General features: G+C 71.6%; 17 protein-coding genes and 1 pseudogene. 5 read left to right on the top strand and 13 right to left on the bottom strand.

Features of this window, described 5'->3' with window-relative positions; all coding sequences use genetic code 11:
- Positions 1 to 37: 37 nt before the first annotated feature.
- From FRCN3DRAFT_RS0225965 to FRCN3DRAFT_RS56530, 9 genes are all read right to left on the bottom strand, one after another.
- Positions 38 to 1,225, bottom strand: a complete 1,188-nt coding sequence (locus tag FRCN3DRAFT_RS0225965) for a P1 family peptidase (RefSeq protein ID WP_007509635.1) — start codon at positions 1,223 to 1,225, stop codon at positions 38 to 40.
- 125 nt (positions 1,226 to 1,350) lie between these two features.
- Positions 1,351 to 1,536, bottom strand: coding sequence for a hypothetical protein (locus tag FRCN3DRAFT_RS0225970; protein ID WP_007509633.1), 186 nt, complete (start codon positions 1,534 to 1,536; stop codon positions 1,351 to 1,353).
- Positions 1,537 to 1,678: 142 nt separating this feature from the next.
- The gene (locus tag FRCN3DRAFT_RS57215; protein ID WP_116439366.1) at positions 1,679 to 1,777 is read right to left on the bottom strand and encodes a hypothetical protein; all 99 of its coding nucleotides are present in this window, start codon (positions 1,775 to 1,777) and stop codon (positions 1,679 to 1,681) included.
- 658 nt (positions 1,778 to 2,435) lie between these two features.
- On the bottom strand, positions 2,436 to 3,368 hold the full coding sequence (locus FRCN3DRAFT_RS0225980) for an MHYT domain-containing protein (protein ID WP_007509631.1): 933 nt from the start codon (positions 3,366 to 3,368) through the stop codon (positions 2,436 to 2,438).
- A 206-nt stretch (positions 3,369 to 3,574) separates the two neighbouring features.
- Positions 3,575 to 4,228 (bottom strand): ester cyclase, encoded by a 654-nt coding sequence (locus tag FRCN3DRAFT_RS0225985; protein ID WP_007509630.1) that lies wholly within the window; start codon positions 4,226 to 4,228, stop codon positions 3,575 to 3,577.
- Positions 4,229 to 4,987: 759 nt separating this feature from the next.
- Positions 4,988 to 6,454: a VWA domain-containing protein gene (locus FRCN3DRAFT_RS57220; protein ID WP_007509627.1), complete on the bottom strand. Its 1,467-nt coding sequence runs from the start codon at positions 6,452 to 6,454 to the stop codon at positions 4,988 to 4,990.
- Between the two features lie 71 nt (positions 6,455 to 6,525).
- Positions 6,526 to 8,211 carry a TIGR02679 family protein gene (locus FRCN3DRAFT_RS46315; protein ID WP_232794148.1) on the bottom strand — a complete coding sequence of 562 codons (1,686 nt, stop codon included), beginning with the start codon at positions 8,209 to 8,211 and terminating at the stop codon, positions 6,526 to 6,528.
- 508 nt (positions 8,212 to 8,719) lie between these two features.
- A complete protein-coding gene (locus tag FRCN3DRAFT_RS57915) occupies positions 8,720 to 8,977 on the bottom strand; it encodes an HflX-like GTP-binding protein (RefSeq protein ID WP_425343354.1) in 258 nt (85 codons plus the stop codon).
- Positions 8,878 to 9,153, bottom strand: a complete 276-nt coding sequence (locus FRCN3DRAFT_RS56530) for a hypothetical protein (protein WP_232794149.1) — start codon at positions 9,151 to 9,153, stop codon at positions 8,878 to 8,880. Before FRCN3DRAFT_RS56530 ends, FRCN3DRAFT_RS57915 begins: the two co-directional genes overlap by 100 nt.
- Before the next feature lie 124 nt (positions 9,154 to 9,277).
- On the opposite strand from FRCN3DRAFT_RS56530, the pseudogene FRCN3DRAFT_RS46320 reads away from it, so the two are divergent.
- Positions 9,278 to 9,867: pseudogene (locus tag FRCN3DRAFT_RS46320) on the top strand (IS30 family transposase); the annotation flags it as partial.
- 1,938 nt (positions 9,868 to 11,805) lie between these two features.
- Here FRCN3DRAFT_RS46320 and FRCN3DRAFT_RS46325 read toward each other — a convergent pair.
- The 4 genes from FRCN3DRAFT_RS46325 to FRCN3DRAFT_RS0226025 form a co-directional block, all read right to left on the bottom strand.
- The gene (locus FRCN3DRAFT_RS46325; protein WP_007509621.1) at positions 11,806 to 12,243 is read right to left on the bottom strand and encodes a type II toxin-antitoxin system death-on-curing family toxin; all 438 of its coding nucleotides are present in this window, start codon (positions 12,241 to 12,243) and stop codon (positions 11,806 to 11,808) included.
- A gap of 91 nt (positions 12,244 to 12,334) precedes the next feature.
- Positions 12,335 to 12,541, bottom strand: a complete 207-nt coding sequence (locus tag FRCN3DRAFT_RS0226015; protein ID WP_027140946.1) for a ribbon-helix-helix domain-containing protein — start codon at positions 12,539 to 12,541, stop codon at positions 12,335 to 12,337.
- 706 nt (positions 12,542 to 13,247) lie between these two features.
- Positions 13,248 to 14,366: a CapA family protein gene (locus FRCN3DRAFT_RS0226020; RefSeq protein WP_051467159.1), complete on the bottom strand. Its 1,119-nt coding sequence runs from the start codon at positions 14,364 to 14,366 to the stop codon at positions 13,248 to 13,250.
- 238 nt (positions 14,367 to 14,604) lie between these two features.
- Positions 14,605 to 15,753 (bottom strand): thiolase family protein, encoded by a 1,149-nt coding sequence (locus tag FRCN3DRAFT_RS0226025; RefSeq protein ID WP_007509615.1) that lies wholly within the window; start codon positions 15,751 to 15,753, stop codon positions 14,605 to 14,607.
- 239 nt (positions 15,754 to 15,992) lie between these two features.
- Between FRCN3DRAFT_RS0226025 and FRCN3DRAFT_RS0226030 the strand changes: the two genes are divergently transcribed.
- The 4 genes from FRCN3DRAFT_RS0226030 (at position 15,993) to FRCN3DRAFT_RS0226045 (ending at position 20,614) form a co-directional block, all read left to right on the top strand.
- Positions 15,993 to 16,799 carry an LLM class flavin-dependent oxidoreductase gene (locus FRCN3DRAFT_RS0226030; protein ID WP_007509613.1) on the top strand — a complete coding sequence of 269 codons (807 nt, stop codon included), beginning with the start codon at positions 15,993 to 15,995 and terminating at the stop codon, positions 16,797 to 16,799.
- 253 nt (positions 16,800 to 17,052) lie between these two features.
- Positions 17,053 to 17,931: a branched-chain amino acid ABC transporter permease gene (locus FRCN3DRAFT_RS0226035; protein ID WP_007509611.1), complete on the top strand. Its 879-nt coding sequence runs from the start codon at positions 17,053 to 17,055 to the stop codon at positions 17,929 to 17,931.
- Positions 17,931 to 19,856 (top strand): branched-chain amino acid ABC transporter ATP-binding protein/permease, encoded by a 1,926-nt coding sequence (locus FRCN3DRAFT_RS46330; protein WP_007509609.1) that lies wholly within the window; start codon positions 17,931 to 17,933, stop codon positions 19,854 to 19,856. Before FRCN3DRAFT_RS0226035 ends, FRCN3DRAFT_RS46330 begins: the two co-directional genes overlap by 1 nt.
- Complete coding sequence (locus tag FRCN3DRAFT_RS0226045) at positions 19,853 to 20,614, top strand: ABC transporter ATP-binding protein (protein WP_007509607.1); 762 nt, start codon at positions 19,853 to 19,855, stop codon at positions 20,612 to 20,614. The genes FRCN3DRAFT_RS46330 and FRCN3DRAFT_RS0226045 overlap by 4 nt, the downstream gene beginning before the upstream one ends.
- The last annotated feature ends 92 nt before the right edge of the window (positions 20,615 to 20,706 follow it).

Consider the following 20,706-nt stretch of genomic DNA (forward strand, 5'->3'; position numbering starts at 1 on the left):
CCGGCACCCGCATTGGCTGGCGCCCGGAGTAGCTGGCCTACGCCGAGTGGCGGCCGCCGAGCAGGAGGTGCTGGTAGCTCGGGAGGTCGGGGTGGCCGGTGGCCTGGTAGAGCGCGTCGGCCACGGCGCGGGCGAAGGTGTCCGCGGCGGCGACCAGCAGCTCGTTGAGGTTGGCCGCCGGGCGGGCGCCGGTGGCCAGGGCGAAGACGGAGTCGCCGTCGACCATCGTGTGCGCCGGGCGGATCGCCCGCGCCATCCCGTCGTGCGCGCTCGAGGCGAGTCGCGAGCACTGCGCCTTCGTCAGCACCGCGTCGGTCGCGACGACACCGATCGTGGTGTTCATGAGCAGGCCCGGGATCGGCGGCGACGGGGGCGGAGACGGCGAACTCGGAGATGGGGAGTTCGGGGACGGCGGGTTCGGGTGGCGGGGGTCGGAGTCGCGGGCCGCCGTGGCGAAGTCGGGCGGGAACGGCCTCGGTGCTCGGTCCGAGGCCAGCCAGGCGGCGAGCAGCGCGGGGTCCGGCGGGGGAAGCTCGCCGTCCAGGTCGCCGTAGAGACGGCCGGTGCGCGGGTCGACGGCGGAGCCCGCCGAGTTGACCACGGCCAGCGCCGCCACGATCGTCCCGTCGCCCAGCACCGTCGACGCCCCGCCGACCCCGCCCGCGAGGGCGTCACTGACCGCGCCCGTCCCGGCGCCGACGGTGCCACGGGCCATGGGCCCGGCGGTCGCGTTGTCGTAGGCCAGCGCGCCCAGCTCCGGCCCGGGTACCGCGTGCGAGGCCGGCGAGGCGCCACCGCGACCCAGGTCGAAGATCACCGCCCCCGGGACGATCGGGACCACTCCCGCTGGCCCGACCGGGAAGCCGATGCCCGCGTCCGCGAGCCGGCGCATCACGCCGTCGGCGGCGGCCAGCCCGAAGGCGCTCCCCCCGGTCAGCACGACGGCGTGTACCAGCTCGACGGCGTTGCGGGGGTCGAGCAGGTCGGTCTCCCGCGTCCCCGGTGCTCCGCCGGCGACGTCGACCCCGCCGACCGCCCCGGCCGGCGGCGCGAGCACGACGGTCACCCCGGTCCGCCACCCGTCGCCGACCCGCTGCGCGTGCCCGACGGCGATTCCCGGCACGTCCGTCAGCGACCCGGCGAGACCCGAGGCGCCCCGGTCCCTGGCCGCGCCCGCAACCGCGTCCGGGGACCCGGCCCACGCTGGTCGGCCCGAATGCTTCATCACCCACATCCTGCCGACCCCCGACCGCTCGCGCGACCGGTGCCACGCCACGAGCCAGCTGGGCTTTCGTGAGCCTCGCCACCTGGCGGATGCGCTCCAGGGCGGGCTGGAGACCGGTGGGTGGGCTAGTTCAGCCGACGGAGGCCGGCAAGGCGGCGGTCGTCGATCGCGCGCAGCCGCTCGGCGACCCGCTCCAGCAATGCGGGGTCATCCAGGAACGTCACCGGATGCTGGGCGGGCGGCACCGGTTTGGCCACCCGCCGCGGCAACGGCGCGGCCTCTCCCCCGGGACGTCCTCCAGTCCGGCGCACGAGCTCCCTCCGCCCACATGGATCTACACATAGCCGACAAAAGCCCTGATTCCTCCACCTTGCCATCCCGGTCGGCTGGGTACCAGGGGAACCCCTGACATCATCGCCTATCGACCCGCTCATCGAGCGGCTCAGGGGAAGATCAGGAACGCAGCGCGTCGCGGCCCATATGCTCCACCAGGTCGTCGGGCAGATCCGGTGTTGGGGTCTCCTCGACCAGCTTCTGATGGTGGCGCTGCACCGAGCAGTCGCGGGGTCACAGGTCCAGGAAGGCCGACGCCTCGACGCTGAGGACCTGGTGACGCGGCGTACGGCAGGGGCAAAGCTGGGTCCGGGCTGACGAGGTGGCTTGGTTGGTGCCGCGCTGATGCGCCGTCGCCTTCGACCACCTGGGGACACCGTCGATGGGAATCCGCGCGCCACGGATTCCACTGAACCCGCGCGGTCACGGATGACGGCACGGCTATGATTCCGCTACGCGGCGCATCCGTGATCAACGGGGGTCCGGACGGCGTGGCATCGGGGGGTGCCATGCATATCCACATGTGGTCGTTACGGATGCCCTGGACACGGGCGGTAGCCGTTCTGGCCAGTCTGTTCCTAACGATCACGCTCGCCAGCTGTGGTGGGGAGTCGAACGGCGCGGAGCCGAACAGCGGGGACGGCGCGTCAGTGGAATCCTCGACACCGTCGGCCTCGACCCGTCCGCCGATATCGGGTTCGTCCTCGCCGACGCCGACGGCGACCGGGTGCCCGCGAGGTCCGGCCGCGCCGGACCTCGAACCGGCCGCTGACCAACGGGCCGGAGTGAAAGACCTGCGTGTGTCCCTGTAGCGGGCCGGCCACCGGGGCCGGCCCTGCTCGCCAGGGGATGATCGCCGGCCTGGTAACCACGCCCGTCAGATTCGGTGACGGGGACGCGTCACGAAGCTTCCACCCAATCGCGGTCGATCGTCACGCTGAGACCTCACGGAGCGAGGGATGCGCCCGGCGGGGTCGACATCAACGGTCCGCGGCACTCGTTCGGTGAAAGACGCGCCAGCACCCCCGCAGCCGGCATGAGCGGTGGTCCCGCCGGTCCGCGCCGCGGCTTTCCTCAGACTGAAGTTGCCTTCGTCTGAAAGAACGCCGAGGGCCATGATGATCACCGTGGAGAGGACGGTGAACGTCACGACGCATACCGCCAGGCTCATGGCGATGGGATCCGCGCCCGTCATCGGCGCGCTGCCGTCCATGTGCTCGACGCGCACAGCTGTCATCGCGGTGTAGTGCATCCCGCACACCGCGGCCGTCATAATCACCGAGGCAAGCACGACATGGGTCCGGCTACGCACGCGGAAGGCGATGACGAGCGCGGCGAGCGCGGCCCCGATGGCGATTCCGATCGACAGGACGACTCGCGTCGGGTCATAGGTGATCCTGGATCCAGTTTGCATCGCCGCCATCCCCGTGTAATGCATCGCGGCGATTCCGAGGCCCGCCGTGACTCCGCCGCCGAGGACACGGCCGAGACTGCGCGGGTTGGTGCCCACGATGCCGATTCCCAGCGCCGACGCCGCGACCGCGATGACGAGCGACAGGGCGGTCAGGGGCACGTTGTAGACGATTCCCATGGTGCCGAGGTGATAGGCGGCCATCCCGATGAAATGCATCGACCAGATCGCCCCGCCGCCGAGGCTGACCGAGGCGGCCATGATCCACCGCAGTCGGCGCCGGCCGGAGTTCAACGGGATCCTGATGGCGCTCACGAGCGCGGCGAAACAGCCCAGGAATGACAGTGCAACCGATATGGCCACGGACAGCGTGTCGAAGCTTGCGTGCTGGTACGTCATCCACTCTTCCCAAGGGGCATTTTCTGTCTCACCTGTGTCGATCGGGGTTCCGCGGGCCCGGAACCCCGGTGGAAAGAGTCCACCGGCCGGACGTCGCCTCGGCCCGCGGCGAGAGCAACGTCCCACCGATCCCCCTCCTGGAACGGAGGAACCGCTGCCCTCGCCGCTGAAAACGGGTCGCGCACTCCGGAACCGCGCGCCTGCGGCTAGCTCCCGTGACCGCCGGCCAGCTGCCCGAGGAAGCCGGTGTTGTCGTAGTAGTTGTGCACCTCGACGAGCCGGAGGTCATCGGACACGCGAGCCACGGTGACCCCGAACATCTCGATCCGATCACCGGTCGGCTGGACACCCTTGTACGGCCCGCTGAACGTCCCCCAGTGACGCCATTTGAACGTTATGGTGGGCGGCGCCGAGTAGACCTCGAGGACCTCCCAGAAGAATCCACCCGGGAACGCCTCATGGAAGATGTCGTGAGAGGACTCGAACGTCTCGTCGCCCGCGGAGTAGTACGGGTTCTCGCCGATGAGGATGTTGTAGCTTCCGCGCTCCGCCAGCTCCGCGCTACCGACGGCTTGGCCTCCGTTGACGCTGACCTGCAGCTGGTCGGTGACCGTGCTCACCCATTGCGCGGGATCCTTCTTGTGGGAAAGTTCCATCTCGAAGACCTGGACGACCCTCTCCACTACGTCGGAGAGCGAGCCGGCGGGGTGATGTACGGATTTCTCCAACGGCATCACCTGGTGGGACAGGTGGTAGTCGGGCGGGGCGCCGTCACGCCAGACCACACCCTCCGAGCCCGCGATTACCGCGTCTCGCCCGCGCAGGTGCGGTGGCGTGCTCTCGAGTCCGTCCTCGCTCACGTGGTCATTCTCCTTGTCGGTTGAACGAAGAAATCTGGACCGCGGACGCCGATGGCCAGGACGAAGCCAGGCGCGACCCGGCACTCTTGGACATGTCGGCGAGCGTCATGACAGAGTTGGGACCTCGTCGCTGGCGGCGCCCGCGCGCGACCGATCAGGAGATCGAGCGTTCCTGTTCGGTGGCGGAGGTCACCAAGCAGCCTCCTGGCCCGGGAAAGGCCGAGACCATGGACGCGCGGCGCCGAACGTCGCACTCATGGCCCCACAGAGCACGGAGTCATAGAGAAGGGAAGCCCTAGACCAGCGCCACACCGCGTAGCGCGGAGGCAGGCAGGAGAGCAAGCGCCTTCCCCCCATCGCCGATCTCCATCCCCGCTCCCCTGGGCCCCGTCCAGAGGCAAGCCCGATGGTGGCGACTCCGAGTCCGCGCACAGTCCGTGCGCCTGGAGCAACCGTCGCATCACGGTAGGCCAAGATCGAGAATGTCGAAACCCCCATTCGGGGGTATTCGATATCGTTTCTGGAACAACTTGTTGCGTTAAGTAACTGCAATCATGTAATCGTAACGACCAGTAAACGGCTAGACCGTTGCGTGCCGCCGACATCGTCGCGACCGGGCCCGGTACGCGCGGCCACGTGTCGCCGGTTTTGGAGAACGGCTACGTCGGACCGCGGACTGCGGACCGCGGACTGCGGACTGCGGACTGCCAGCACGAACGCGGGGCGTACATCGCGCCCCGCGTCGGCTGACGACACCGGTCAGCGCAGGATGCCGGCGGCGCGGGCGGCGGACAGCCAGGTGGGGAACTCGGCGAGGAGCTGGTCGTAGAGCTCGCCGGTAGGCAGTTCGCCCGGGACGCGGCCGGTGGCGAGGAAGCCGGCGTTGTCGACCAGCCGTCCTCCCATGGTGTCCAAATCCTGCAGGAACTTCAGGTGACGGCCCTTCCCGAATCCCACGAACTGCCAGAAGATCGGCAGGTTGCTGCTCTGCTGGATCAGGGAGCGCGCCGCGCGCCTGTCGAACGGCGCGCCGTCGGTCTGGAACACGACGAACGCCGGGTAGGCGCCACCGGTCGCCCGGTGGTGGTCGATCACCGCCCGCATCGCCGGGAGGTAGGTGGTGCCGCCCCACGGCAGCTTCGCGTGCAGCGCCTGGATCCTGCCGTGGTAGTTGTCCAGGCCGATCTCGTCGACCAGGCTGACCTTGTCGGAGAAGAACACCAGCGGCACGACGCCGTCGTCGTCGAGGTTCGCGGACAGGCCGAGCACCTGCTCCGCGAAGTGCTGCATCGTCCCGTTCCGGTAGTGGCCGGCCATGCTGTGCGAGTGGTCCAGGACCAGGTAGACGGCCGCGCGCAGCCCGGTCGCGCCCTGCTTGCGCAGGCTTACCCCGGCCGCCTTGTACAGGTCGACGAGGCCCGGCGCGGTCCGCGCGACCTTGTCGAGGCTGATGGCGGGCGCACCCGCCGGCACGGGGCCGCCAGGAGCGTTCCCCGGCGCGGGCTGCCACGGTCCCCCCACCGGCGCGGCCTGCCACCCGCCCGGAGTCGGCGGTCCCCAGGCCGGTGCTGGCTGCACGGGTGCCGGCCGCACGGGCTGTCCCGTCGGCGCGGGCCATGCCGCCGGGGCGGGCGGCGCGAACGGCGTGGCCGGCGTACTCGGCGGGCCGGGAGGCCGCGGCGTGGCTCCACCGGCCGTCCGGGTGGCCGGCGCGGTGGGCGTGCCGGGGTCGTCCACCACGACTCCGAAGTCGGCCGCCAGCCCCGCGAGGCCGGTCGCGTATCCCTGGCCGATGGCCCGGACCTTCCAACCGCCGTCGCGCCGGTAGAACTCCGCCAGCAGCACGACGGTCTCTCCGTGCGTGAGCGGCGTCGGGGTGAACTGATAGCGGCGCGCGCCGTCGTCGACGTCGACCCAGGGCGTCGTGGCGCCGTCGAACACCTCGCCGGGCCGCGCCGCGTCGACGCTCGCGGCGACCACCACCTTGGCGACGTCGCCCGGGACCCGCGCGAGGTCGACCGTCACGCACGCCCCGTCGAGTCGCACGCCGTCCTGCGCCGGATGGTTGAAGAAGACGAGGTCGTCGTCGCCACGCACCTTGCCCGCCGCCGCCAGCAGCACCGCGGACACGTCGATGGACCCACCGGCGACCGCGACCGTCGCCGCGGGCCGGCCGCCGACCAGCGGCGCGTTCGCGCCAGGCGTCAGGCGAGTCACTGCGTTCATGGCGGCGTCTCCCTGGCACTCGACGATGCGCGAGTCCAGGATGGGGGCCCGGCGCCGGGGCCGTCCAGCGGTCAGCCGGCCGGAGCGGCGCCGCCGGGCACGGCCGCCGCCGGCCCCGGCACCCCGGCGGCGAGGTCGGCCAGCAGCGTCCGGAGGACGAGTTCCTCGTCGACCCGGATGCCGTGGCGTTCGAGGGCGGGTCGCAGCGCGGGATCCCAGGACGCGTCGACGGGGCGGCCGGTCAGCGGTCCGCCGGTCGCGGTCGCGATTCCGGCCGCGGCTCTGGCCACGGTTCCCGCCACGGCTCTGGCCATGGTTCCCGTCGCTGTCCCGGCCCCAACCGTGGTCCCGCTTCCGGCCTCGGGCGTGGCCTCGCCCCCGGTCCCCGTCGTGGTCTCGCCTCCGGTCGCGGTCGCCAGGGCGAGGGCCGCGGCGTAGGCCTCGGCGTCGTAGCGCCAGGGGCGCCATCCGACGCGGTCGCGCAGGCCACCCGCGAGGCGCAGGGCGGCCCAGTCGAAGTCGCCGTGGTAGGCGAAGCTCGCGCCCTGGGCCGCGAGCAGCTCGAGCAGGCCCAGGACGGCCGCCGACGGATGCTCGCCCACGCAGACCAACGGCGGGGTGCCCGGCCCGAGCTCGTCGGCCGCGCTGGCGAGCACGATCGGCTGCTGGCAGACGAAGACGAGGCCGGCGCCGACGCCCAGGGCCGCCCGTTCGCCGCCCCGACCGATGACCTGGCGCAGCGTCAGCACGCACGGCTCGCCCGCCTCGTGGGCGGCGGCGAGGACACGGCCGGTCGCGTCCGTCGTACCACCCGGCAGCCCCAGGCACAGCACGGTCGACGTCAGCTCGTCCAGGTGCACCCCGACGGCGGCCCAGGCGGCACGCCGCCCGGCCGCCGACGCGTCGCCCGCCGGCTCGGACCCGGCGAGCACCCGAACGGCGGCGAGCGCCAGCGTCGCTAGCGGCCGGCCGTCGTCGAGCGCGTGCGCGTCGCCCGTGGCCGCCGCGGCCAGCCCGTCGAGCGCCACCCCGCCGGACGGCAGCGCGTCGAGCACCGCCACCAGCCGCGCGACCAGTCCTGCCGCCGTGTCCGGGTCGCCGGCGAGCCGGCGCAGCGCCCCCGTCCCGTCCAGCCAGGCGAGAAACGGCGAGAGCTCCGGGCGCCGGCTGGTGAACGTGTCCAGCGGTGCCCGGGCGGCCACCCAGACCGCGCTCCCGGTGGCGGGCACCGCGGCCTCATCGACTACCGGCCCGGTCAGCAGCACCACCGCAGCCGCGAGCCCCTCCGGGGCCGCACCGCTGGCCCGCAGGATCCGGTCCACCTCGTCCAGCGGGACCGACAGCGAATAGCCCCGACCGGCACGCCGTCCGAGCAGCCGCTCGGCGGCCCGGCGCTGCTCGTGGCTCGCCTTCGGCAGGGTCACGACGCCGGTCAACGGCTGTCTCTGGGCCATCCGCCTACGGGCACGATCGACCAGCCATGCCAGTTGCTCCCCGCCCAGCAGCCGCCGCAGCCGCTCGATGTCCCCGGCCACGCGAGCCGGTACCGATGCACCGCCGATGGCGGCGGTCTGTGAGGCCATGCCATCCCGGGAGGCCGCGGAGTCCGACGGCGGGATCTCGGTCTCAAGGTCGGGCGCGGGCTCGTCGGGTCCGACCGGGCCCGTCGCGACGACGGCGGGGCTCACCGCGCCGCCCACGCGCGCCTCGCGGGATGGTGCGCTGTCCGGTCTGTCCCCTGCTGCCTCATCACCCACGATGGTGGCACCCCCGGAGCGCCACGGTGACGCAGATGGGCACGCGATCGCCTGGGAGTATCGGTCACGCACGCCACCCGCCGCGGCACGCCGGGCTGGCACGGCGAGTTCGGACGTCCTCCTCGCCGCCCACCGTCACGGTCGCTACCCAACCCCGGGGCGCCCGGCGGCCCATGACCGTGATCTGGTGGGATCCTCGGGCCTAGAGCGAGGAAACGAATTACTCAAGTCCGGGCCAGCAGATCTGCGTGACGTCGGTCATGCCTGTACCTCGCCTGAACTACCTGTCTCTCCCGGTCAGCGGCGGTCTGCCACTCTCCTGACGGCGTTGTCGGCCGCCTCGTGTCTCGGGTCCGCGGGGCCTAGGTCCTTCATGCCCCGAGCTAAGCGGGGTTCCTGGGGCAACCCTCGGATGCTTGCTTGGCAGCAGAGACAGGCGTCGTCGCGCCTTTCCTCGCCGCTGGTGGCTGGTCGGCGTCCGGGGCTGAGCCCTGGGGCTCCTCCTTGACTATCGGCGACGGTGCCGGCGATGAGGGCTGCGCCCCTGACCTGCATGAGGATGAGATCGGGTCGGGCCGGTCAGGCTCTCTGCTGACCGGTCGAGGTCGGCCTGGGTGAGCACCGGACGCCCGAGTCGGGTCGACAGCCAACGGCGCTGGTAGGCGCTCAGATCATTGAGGAAGATGACGGCGTCGATGTTCCTGCTCGAACAGGTCGCCGCGATCTGGTCAAGTTTCCCCGGGCCGATGAGGAAGCGGCGGGACAGGGGGCGGTCATCAGCCGTACCCCGCCGTCGGAGACGCCCCGGCGCTGGACGAACCGCTCCAGCACATTTCCTCCCAGCGCCGTCACCCGCACGTCGAGGACATCGAGCCGGGCCTGGTAGTCGCGCTCCTTCGCCGAGAACAGCCCCACCAAAACCACGGAACGGATCGCGGTCACCTGGAAAGCATCCCAGGTCAGCAGCTTCGCGCCGCAGGGATATTCGACGGTCGGCGGGTGCCGCGGCCCCGCGTGAACGAGCGTGCATGATGGCCGACGGCCGGTCCGCCACCGGGTCGACCGGGTCACTAACCCGGCACAGATCGGGCGGACCTACCGCAAGCTGCACAGGAAACCCGACGAGCGCACGCCCCGGTTCACCGAGCGGATGGTGATGATCTCTGACCGGCCGGCCGAGATCGCCGACAGGGCCGTGCCCGGGCACTGGGAAGGCGACCTGATCATGGGTGCCGGCTACGCGTCGGCGATCGTGACCCTGGTCGAACGCACCACCCGCTTGTGTTGCTCGGGCACCTGCCTGGCGGGCACCGCCGAGGAGGTCCGGGACCTGCTCGTGCCCTGATCGGATCACTACCCGACCACCTGCGCGGCTCGCTGACCTGGACCAGGGCGCGGAGATGGCCGCACACCGACAGTTCTCCGTCGCCACCGGCGTCCCGGTCTACTTCTGCGACCCGCACCCCCTGGCAACGCGGATCGAACGAGAACACCGACGGACTGCTACGCCAGTACTTCCCCAAGAGAACCGACCTGTTTGCCCACAAACCCGAAGACCTCGAGCACGTCACCCAGGAACTCAACGGTCGACCACGACAGACACTCGACTGGGCTACCCCAGCCGAGCGCCTACGTGATCTACTGACAGCCACATAGACCATCAGGTGTTGCGAGGACCGCTAGAAACAGCCCTATCGGGAGAAGTATGCCTTGAGGCTGACGGCAGGCCCATCTGAGAACTTCTCCACGGCCACCTTGCCGTTTCCCGGCACAATTGTCGACGCCGCCTCCGGGCTGGACAACGAGGCTGCCTTGGTCGCTCCCGAAGGCGGTGGTGACACGCACGTCAGGCAGATCCCTCCCTGCGTTGTCCAACGCCGTGATCACCAGAGTTGGCACCACGCTCATCCGTCCGTCGTTGTTGATAGAGAGTGTCTGGTCGATGTACCCCGTCTTGCCGAACGCCTGGTAACTGAACGACAACGATGCGATCGTCGCCCTCGCAGAGGCACCACTTAGACTGCAGCCGGCCAGTGCCACGACGCTGAGGACAATGCCTGCGACTGTCGCACCCCACCAGCGCCGAACGAAAGATCGATCAATGCTTGGCATTGCCGGAGAGTAGCCCAATAGAGGGATACGAGAGTCAGCGCGCCTCACGCTTCGCTCCCGGTCTCAGTCGGAGTTCGGCTACACCAAGCGCTCGAGATGGTCACACCGTCGTCGGTGTTCCGGGCCCGGATCAAAACCGTCCGCTCGCACCGGTCCGTCGACGCCCTCGCCGCACGCGGCCGCCGCCCGGTCGACCTCGGTCCCGCTGCCTCCGGCCGAGCCCGGCACCGCGATCGAGGTCGACTGGACCCCCACCAACATCGACACGTTCGCACTCGGCGGGCGGACCTGACCACGGCCCAAGCGTCCACGCTCGCCCGTAGTCCTCCGCGCCAGATCGGCTGTCAGCCTGGCGGCCACAGCACTTGAGTGGGCGGTCTCGGTCTGCCTCGGGCACGGCTTCAGACCGCTTCGACCGCCGGCCCGCAGACCGTGGCGCGCTACACGGGGTCGCGGTCGTGCTGTACGAGGACGACGGCGCGAGCCGGGCCGTCGTCGGCCCATTCGACACGTCTATCGAAGCGGCTGCCCACGGCGCGCTGACGGGCGCGTCTACCCATGATCGGGTGGGATGTTCGGAGTCAGAGCGAGGAAACGAAATTACTCAAGCCCGGACCAGAAGATCCGCATGACGTCGGTCACCTACGCGTAGGGCACGCCGAAGCGGCATCCGACCCGCGCCGACTCGTGCTCCCACCAGCCCGGACGGCCTGCCTGCCACCAGCCTCTGGCGGACCGTGGCGGATGAATGACCCCATAGGCCCAATCATCTGACACACACCGACAGCAGTACGGCGAAGTGTGTTGGTTCAGGCTGTCTATGGACACGCCGAAATGCCACGATCCCGCTTCGGAACCAGGGCGCGGTCAAGGGCACTCCAGATTGCCCGCGGCGCGACCCAGGCAGTCACACCAGCCGGCCACAACGAGCCGTCAGCGACCACCTCAGCCGCGTTCTCCCAGTCACACCCCATACACCACGTCCGTCAGACTCCGCCCTCTGGGATCGTCAAGGCGTTCGTAAAGCAATTGGGTTCTCGCGTGCCAGAGCGAGGAAACCTAATTACCCAGTTCCCTCATCGGATCCGGTCATGGCTTGTGGGGCGGATTCCGGCTTTCCGCCCGCCACAGCCCATGGATGGATGAGCGGGCAGCGCGCAGCGCCACCCAGGCCGCCTCCGTCCCGCGTCGCGTCAGGCACCCGCGGGATCCCGGGCGTCGCGTCAGACGTCAGGGGCGCCAAACGGCGCTGGTCGTGACTCTGACGTCGGACAGGACGAGCACCCAGCCGCCCGAGCGCCCGAGCGGCACCCCGACCGAGCCCGGGCCGGGCTCCAAGCGGGGTTGACTCCGCGATCGCCAGGACGTTCCCAGGGTAATTGCGTTCTTGCGTGCCAGAGCGAGGAAACGAAATTACTCCGGTCGTTGCCTGGTCGGGTCCTTGGCCGAGCACATCTGAACTGGTTCGGAGATCCGCGGCGCTCATCTGCTGGTGGTGTGTGGGCCGGTCGCGGAACGGGGGCCAGCCGGCTTGGGCGCCTCGGGCTTGGCGAGGACGACCAACCGGTCGGCAATCGCCTCGAGATCGGCCTTGCCCTGTGCCGTGTCCATCACGAGGTCGAAGGCTGCGTCGTCAGTCATTTCCACGACCAACCCGTTGAGGTCGAGGAAGACGGCCGCCGCGAGCCAGGCGAGCCGCTTGTTTCCGTCGATCAGCGCGTGGTTGCGGACCAGCGACTGGAGCAGCGCGGCGGCCTTGAGCGTGATCGTCGGGTAGGCATCCCGTCCGAAGGCACTCGATCGGGGCCGGGCCGCGCCTGCGTCGAGCAGGCCCACATCGCGCACCGGACCCACGCCAAGAGTGCGGGTGAGCGCCAATAGGTCATCGAGATCCAGGTAAATCGCCGGGCTTCGCGTCACTCGCCCGCTCCGTCGTCCGCTTGCGCGGGCACGGTGCGGCCTCCCCCTGGGTGAGGCCGCCGTTCGCATGGTCCTGCGCCCACGAACGCTGTCACACCGTGCCAAGACGGTGCAGCACGTCGCCCCAACGTTCGATCATCCGGTTGGCGCTGTCCTGAACCTGGACGGCGTGGCCAGTGCGTTCGTACCGCTCCAGCACGGCCCGTCGGATGATCTCCTGGCGGGATGTCCCCTCGGCGGCGGCCAGCGCGGTGAGGGCGCGCTCAAGTTCGTCGTCTGTTCGCACGGTCAGCGCCATGGCCGACATGCTACCAATCTGATACCATGATCGACACTTGGCGTGATCGTGTGCCCGCCGCGCGGGCACGGCCGCGCCGAGACCGAGCTGGAAGCGAGGACCGCTCCGACGCCGCGCAGGCCGTTCGACGTTGCTTCCGGGCTGGCGGCCGAGCGGCCCGCTCATCTTGTCCCCGCACGCTCCAGCGGGATCCTCGGAGTCAGAGCGAGGAACCCTAATTACTCAGGTCTCGCATCGGATCTGGTCATGGGTTGTGGGGCGGATCCCGGCTTCCCGCCCGCCACAGCCCATGGGTGGATGGACGTGCGCAGCGGAGCGGCGGCCCGGGCGCCCGGGAAATCCCGGGCGTCGCGTCAGACGTCAGGGGCGCCAAACGGCGCTGGTCGTGACTCTGACGTCGGACAGGACGAGCACCCAGCCGCCCGAGCGCCCGGGCGGCGCCCCGACCGGGCCCGGGCCGGGCTCCAGGCGGGGTTGACTCCGCGATCGCCAAGACAATCCCAGGGCGATTGCGTTCTTGCGTGCCAGGACGCCGAAAATCCCACCGGATCGAGAAATCCGACGAGGTCCGAGCCCGCGCACCGCCCTAGCACTCGCCCGCTGGTGACTTCGGGTAACTCTTGAGCCCGGGCGCCCGAGACGAGGCGACGACGTGGCGGCCTACCCGCCGGCGCTCCTGGCGCCTCGCCCGGCCGGCCGTCCTGGATCACCGCGACAGCCGGCGCAGCGAGAGCAGACCATCGGGGTCGAGATCGAACCCGGCGCCGAACCGGCGGCTGATCCGGTCGAGCGTCGCGTGCAGCCACGCGGTGTCCTCGGCGAGTGCGCGGCCCAGCCGCATGCGCCACGTCCGCAGCGGCACCACCCGCAGGCCGGCCAGCCGGCCGGTGTCCGCCTCGACCGAGACCAGATAGGCGGGCCGCAGGTCGTCCCGGAAACTCTCGTAGCCGGTGATGCCCTCGTAGTCGTCGACGAAGTCCCCGCAGCCATAGAGGATCAGCCGATCCCGGTACACCTCGACCGGGCGCGGATGGTGCGACGAGTGCCCGTGCACGAGGTCGACGCCGCCGTCGACCAGCCGGTGCGCGAACCGGATCTGGTCGTCGTCGATGCCATACCCCCAGTTGTCCCCCCAGTGGATCGACGCGACGACCACGTCCCCTGGCTGCTTGTTCCGCCGCGCGCGGGCGGCGATCTCGTCGGCCGCCGCGTCCGACAGTTCCGGGACGACGTCGACGCCCGGCCGGTCGTCGACCGCGGCCCACGTCCGCGGGATGCCACTGGACGGGACACCGAACGCGAGAACCAGCAGACGCAGCCCGCCCTCGACGGGGACGATCGCCGGCTGGCGCGCCTCGTCCGCGCTCCGCCCGGCGCCCGCTGTCCTCAGCCCCGCGGCGGCCAGCGTGTCGAGCGTCTCGATGAGCCCGCGCCGCCCGAAGTCCAGCACATGATTGTTCGCCAGCACGCACACGTCGGGCCGGGCCGCGGCCAGGCAGGGAAGGTTGTCCGGATTCATCCGGTAGTGCACAGCTTTCCCCGGAGCAAAATCGTCGGATCGTGTAACGCTCGTCTCCAGGTTCACCACCCGGACATCGGGCGCGGCGCTCTCCAACGCGTCCAGCGCGTCTCCCCAGGGCCAGGAGAAGCCAACCGGATACCCGATCCGCCCGTTCACCGCCTCGGCCAGGTCGACGTAGGCCAGAGCATCCCGGCTGAACCCCTCGTGCAACGCCGGGTCGCCCGGATGCGGCAGGATCTGGTCGACTCCTCGCCCCAGCATCACGTCGCCGCACAGGAACACGGTCAGGACACCCGGATCCATCGCGTGCATCACGTCCCCCAGCCCGCGCCGTTCTCCTCCGGCGTTCCCGGCGTGCTCCGCCCGAACACACCGGCGGCGATGCTCGCCAGCCGACTCGCTTCGGCCCTCGACAGCCGCGGATCTCCCAGCCACGCCCGGCGCCGGAGCCGTGTCCCCGGCGCCGGGTGACGGCCTGAAAGCTCAGCGTCCCCGGCGCCGGCCGCCGGGGACGTCGGGATGCTTGGCTGTCAGTCGTCGATCAGTCGTCGACGAGCTCGACGAGGGTGGCGTTGGCGGTGCCACCGCCTTCGCACATGGTCTGCAGGCCGTAACGCAGGCCGTTGTCACGCAGGTGGTGGACGAGGCGGGTCATCAGGATCGCGCCGGAGGCGCCGAGCGGGTGGCCGACGGCGATCGCGCCGCCGAGCGGGTTCATCCGCTTCGGGTCGGCGCCGGTCTCGGCGAGCCAGGCCAGTGGCACGGAGGCGAACGCCTCGTTGACCTCGAACGCGTCGATGTCGTCGATCGTCAGGCCGGCCCTGGCCAGCAGCTTCCGGGTGGCCGGGATCGGCCCGGTCAGGACCATCACCGGGTCAGCGCCGACGACGGTGCCGGCGACATAGCGGGCGATCGGTGCGAGGCCCAGCTCGCGCGCCTTCTCCGGTGTGGTGATCAGAATCGCGGCGGCACCGTCGGAGATCTGCGACGAGCTGCCGGCGTGGTGCAGGCCGTCCGCGCCCGCCACCGCCTTGAGCGCGGCCAGCGTGTCGGCGGTGGTGCCACGTCGCAGGCCCTGGTCGACGCCGACCGGGCCGGCCTCGGTCGGCACGGTCACGATCTGGGCGTCGAAGGCGCCCGCGTCGATCGCGGCGGCGGCCCGCTCGTGGCTCTGCGCCGAGAACTCGTCGAGCTGGCGGCGGTCGAGCCCCCACCTGCGGGCGATCAGCTCGGCGCCGGTGAGCTGGTTGAAGTCGGAGCCGTCGTAGCGGTTACGGGCCGTGGCGCCGTAGGGCTCACCGCTCTGGCGGGAGGCGCCCAGCGGGATGCGGCTCATGCTCTCGATGCCGCCGGCGACGACGACTTCCTGCTGGCCGGACATCACGGCCATCGCGGCGTAGTCGATCGCCTGCTGGCTCGACCCGCAGGCCCGGTTGATCGTGACGGCGGGCACGGACTCCGGCCAGCCGGCGGCGAGCACGGCGAACCGGCCGACGTTGCTGGACTGGTCGCCGAGCTGCCCGACGCAGCCCCAGTGGACGTCGTCGACCACGGCCGGGTCGATCCCCGTCCGGGCGACCAGCTCCCGCAGGACGAGCGCGGACAGGTCCACCGGGTGCACCCCGGCGAGCGCCCCGTTCCGCTTGCCGATCGGCGTGCGCACCGCCTCGACGATCACCGCTTCCGGCACTGCCGTACCCCTTCCCGACGCTCACATCCCACGGCCCGGCACCACCGACCGAAATTCGCTTCTCGCCAGACGATAGGACGGTTTCCACTACCAGGCCGGCACATGTGCCGCACAGAACGTCGTACGCCGGCCACCCACGAGGCAACCAATGGCTTGCGCGAAGCCCGCTGGCGGCTCCCCGTCGAAGCCCGTCGGTGGTTCCTCGCAAAGCCCCACCGGGCGCGGGCTACGGTCAGGGCGTGCGCCTTGGGGTCTCTCCGTACGGCTCGGACCGCGACGAGACCGTCGCGTTCACGGACACGGCGGTCGCCGGCGGGCTCGACACCCTCTGGCTCGGCGACGGGATGTTCCGCCGGCCGGACTTCTCCGGCTGGCGGGGCGGCCTGGAGTCGATGGTCGAGCTCGCCTGGTTCGCCGGCCGGCACCCGGGCACGCGGATCGGGATCACGGCCGCCGTGCTGCCGGTGCGGGACATGGACTGGCTGACGCGCCAGGCGGCCACCCTCGACCAGCTCACCGCGGGCCGGTTCGTGCTCGCGGTCGCCGCCGGCTTCTGGGACGACGAGCTGGTCCACCGGGGCGTGGCGCCGGCCGAGCGCGGCCGTCGCTTCCGCGCCTGCCTGGACCAGCTGCGCGCCGGCCTGACCGGGGACGTCCTCTCGCCCGAGCCGTTCACGCCCGGTGGGCCACCGATCTGGCTCGCCGGCGCCGACGCGACGATGCGCCTGGCCGCCCGTCTCGGCCTGCCCTACCAGGCATCACGGGCGTTGCCGGACGACCTTGCCCCCCTCGCCGCCCGCTGGCGCGACCTCGGCGGTGGCCTGCTCGCCCACCGCATCTACGTCGAGGCCGGCACGGCCGTGCCCGACGGCGTCCAGGTCGCCCGCCACGTCCTCGCCGGCTCGGCCGGCCAGCTCCTCGACGGCCTGTCCCGCTACCGCGAGCTGGGCGTGGGCGACCTGTCGATGGTCCTCGGCCACGACGACGTCACCGCCCGCCGCACTCTCGACGTCCTGCTCGCCGACGTCCTCCCGGGCCTCCGGTAGCGGCCGGAGAGCTCGCCGCGCCGCCCACCAGGCCTGACGGGTAGTCAGGACGGGACGCGATCATCGGCGGGCACTCGACCGTGGTGCACGCAGGCAGGTAATGCGCGCAGGCAGGTAATAGGCGCGTCCACGTTGGCCTTCCGGCTGACCCCGGTGTTCACGGGCCGAGGTGACGCCCATTGACATCTAACATACTAGTCCCCTATACCTGACACCGCATCAGGAACAGGTCCGGGTCAGGTTGGGGGCGCCGGTGGACTTCGTCAACGACGTGGTGTGGCCGGGGCTGGTGTCCGGCTCCCTGTTCGCGCTGGTCGCGCTCGGGATCAACATGGTCGAGCGGGTCACGAAGGTGGTCAACTTCGCGCATGCGCAGCTGATCTACTGGGCGCCGCTGGCCACCCTCCTGCTGGCCCGTCAGTTCCACCTGCCGGTGGCGCTCGCGTTCGTGCTGGCGACGGTGGGCGTCGTCGCGGCGTCGCTCGTCGAGGAACGCGTCGCGATCCGGCCGTTCCTGCGGCGCGGGGCGGCGCTGCCGTGGATCCTGTCGACGCTCGCCGTCGGCACGCTGTTGGAGCGGGCGGCGCACTACCAGTTCTCCGGTGAGCCGCAGGCGTTCACCTACAACTTCGGCCAGGGGCCGGTCGACCTGTTCGGCATCCGCACCACCGGCGCCGAGATCGCGATCATCGTCGTCGCGCTGGTGCTCGTCGGCGTCGTGTCGCTGCTGTGGCGGATGACGCTGCTCGGCCGGCGGTTGCACGCGGTCGCCGAGGACCTCGACGGCGCGACCTCGGTCGGCATCTCGGCGGCCCGCGCCTCGCAGCTGGTCATGGCCGGCTCCGCGCTCGTCGCCGCCGTCACCGGCTTCGTCGCCGCGCCGTCGCTGCAGGTGGGCCCGTCGCTGGGGCTGACCCTGCTGTTCAACGGGTTCGTCGCCGCCGCGATCGGCGGGATCGGCAGCCTGCACGGCAGCCTGGTCGGCGGCCTGGTGCTCGGCTTCCTGCTGCAGTACGCGAACGCCAACTTCGGCACCCTCGCCCTGAACTCGGTCCTGTTCGGCACGCTCCTGGTCGTCTACCTGGTGCGCCCGCAGGGCCTGTTCGGCGATCGCGCGCTGCGGAGCGTGTGATGACGACGGCGAGGCGCGCGACCGCGCGGCTGTTACCCGCCGGCCGGGCCGCCGCCGGCCGGGCCGCGGTCGGGAAGGCCTGGACGGCGGCGGTGCCCGCCGGCAGCGCCCAGGCCCGGGTGCTCGGCACCGGGTGGTCCGTCGTCGCCCGGCCCTACGTCCACGTCGTCCTGCTGGCCGGCCTCGCCGTCCTGCTGGCAGGATCCTTCGGCTACGGCAGCTATCGCGGCGTCATCGTGCTCACCCTGGTGATGTACGCGACGGCCGCCCTCGGGCTCGACATCCCGGTCGGGTACTCCGGCGTGCTGTCGATCGGGCATGGTGCCTCGTTCGCCGTCGGCATGTACGCGGCGGCGGTCACGTCCGGAAGCCATGCCCTGCCGGTCTGGCTCGCGCTGCCGATCGCCTTCGGGGTCGGCGCCGCGATCGGGCTGCTCATGGCGATCCCCGCCGGCCGGCTCGGCGGCCTGGGGCTCGCCGTCGTCTCCCTCGGCTTCACCATCGTGCTCGCCGACGTCGTCCGCGGCTGGGACTCGCTGTCCGGCGGGAACAACGGCATCCCCAACATCGTGGCCCGCTGGGGCTTCGAGAAGGCCGACGGGCTGCTCGACGACGCCGAGCTGCTCTACGTCGCCGTCATCGCCTTCGTGCTGGCATATCTCGCCCACTGGTACTTCCGGTCGGCCACCGCCGGTCGGTCGGCCGTGGCCGCCAAGTGCGACCCGATCGGCGCCGGCGCGCTCGGCATCTCCGTCTACCGGACGCGGCTGCTGACGTTCACCCTGGGCTCCGGCATCGGCGCGGTCGCCGGCGGGATCAACGGCTACGTCGTCAGCTACGTGAGCCCGGCGAGCATCACCGTCGACCTGTCCTTCCTGTTCCTGGTCATGGTGGTGCTCGGCGGCGCCGGCAGCCGGATCGGCGCGGTGCTCGGCGCGGTGGTCATCGGTGGCCTGCCGATCTGGCTGGCCAAGTACCCCACCCTCAATGTCGTCCTCTACGCGGCGCTGCTGCTCGGCGTCGTCCTTTTCCGCCCGGCCGGCGTCGTCGCCCGGCGCGCCGTCGCCGTCCGGCTCCCCCGGCCCCCCGCCGAGCCGACGCGGCCGGCGCAGACGGAGGCCGCGGACGCGGCGGCCCCCGACCAGGCCCCGGTCCAGACCCCGGATGGGGGCACAGGCGAGGGTGCTGGCGAACAGCCGGTGCTGCGCTGCGAAGAGGTCACCAAGCGGTTCGGTGGACTGGTCGCGCTCGACGCGGTGACGCTGTCGGCGAAGGCCGGCGAGGTGATCGCGATCGTCGGGCCGAACGGGTCGGGCAAGACCACCCTGCTCAACGTGCTCTCGGGCATCTACCCGCTCGACGGCGGCGCCCTGGCGGTGGCGGGCGCGCGCGTCGACCGCCGCGGCCGCCGCGCGCTCGCCGCGCACGCGGTCGCCCGCACCTTCCAGACGCCGAAGGTGTTCGGCGACCTGTCCGTCGCCGAGCACCTGCATCTGGCCGCCCGCCGGCCGGTGCGGCACCGCGACGCCGCCGAGCGCGCCGCGTTCGAGCGGATCGCGTTCGCGCTGCTGGACGCCACCGATCTCCCGCTGGACCGCGTCAGCGGCGCCGCCGACCTCAGCCACGGGCAGCTGCGCTTCCTGGAGATCGCCATCGCCGTCAGCCGCGCGCCCCGGCTGCTGCTGCTCGACGAGCCGGCGACCGGCCTCGGCCCGAGCGAGATCGCGCTGCTGACCGACACGGTCCGGGCCGTCGCGGCGCTCGGCTGCGCGGTCCTGCTCGTCGAGCACCACCTGGAGCTGGTGCACGCCGTCGCCGGCCGCGTCGTCGTCCTGCACCTCGGCGAGTTGCTCTGGTCCGGTCCACCCGACCGGCTCGGCGACTCGGACGAGGTCCGCGACGCCTACCTGGGGGTGGGCGTATGAGCACCGCCGAGCGCCCAGACCGCCCAGACAGCGCCGGCGCCGTGGCCGAGGTCGCGCCGCCGCTGCGGGTGGCGAACCTGCGGGTCGACTACCGCGGTGTCGTCGCCGTCGACGGAGTCAGCCTGGACGTCGCCGAGGGGCGCTGCGTCGCGGTCATCGGGGCCAACGGAGCCGGCAAGACGTCGCTGCTGCGCGCCGTCGGCGGCTTCATCCCCGCGGGCTCCGGCTCGCGGATCCAGCTCGCCGGAGCCGACGTCGCCAGGCTGCCCGCGCATCGCAGGGTGCGCGCCGGCCTCGGCAGCGTGCTGGAGAACAGGCACCTGTTCGGGCACATGACCGTGCGCGACAACCTCGGCCTCGGCGCCGCCGCCGCGCCGGGCCGAAGCGGCGCCGGCCTGCGCCGGGCCCTCGAGCTGCTGCCGGAGCTCGAGGGCCTGCTGGACCGCAGGGCGGCGACCCTGTCCGGCGGCCAGCAGCAGTTCGTCGCCATCGGCCGGGCGCTGGCGGCCGAGCCGCGGGTGCTGCTGCTCGACGAGCCGACGAACGGGCTCGCGCCCCGGCTGGTCGAACGCGTCGTCGACATCGTCAGGGCGCTCGGCGCCACCGGGACGGCGCTGCTCCTCGTCGAGCAGCGCCTGGAGGTCGCCACCGCCATCACCACCGAGATCCATGTGCTCGCGCACGGCCGGGTCGTCCACGCGACCGGCGGCGACGTCTCCGACCTCGCCGAGATCGCCCACCGCGCCTACCTGGCCTGACCGCGCCCCGCGCGGGCCTGCCCACCCCCGGCGTCAGCGGAACACGAGGAAACCCGCGAAAGCGACGAGGAAGAAAAGGAAGAGGAACTGAC

It is taken from the genome of Pseudofrankia saprophytica, from assembly GCF_000235425.2.
Taxonomy (GTDB): Bacteria; Actinomycetota; Actinomycetes; order Frankiales; family Frankiaceae; genus Pseudofrankia; species Pseudofrankia saprophytica.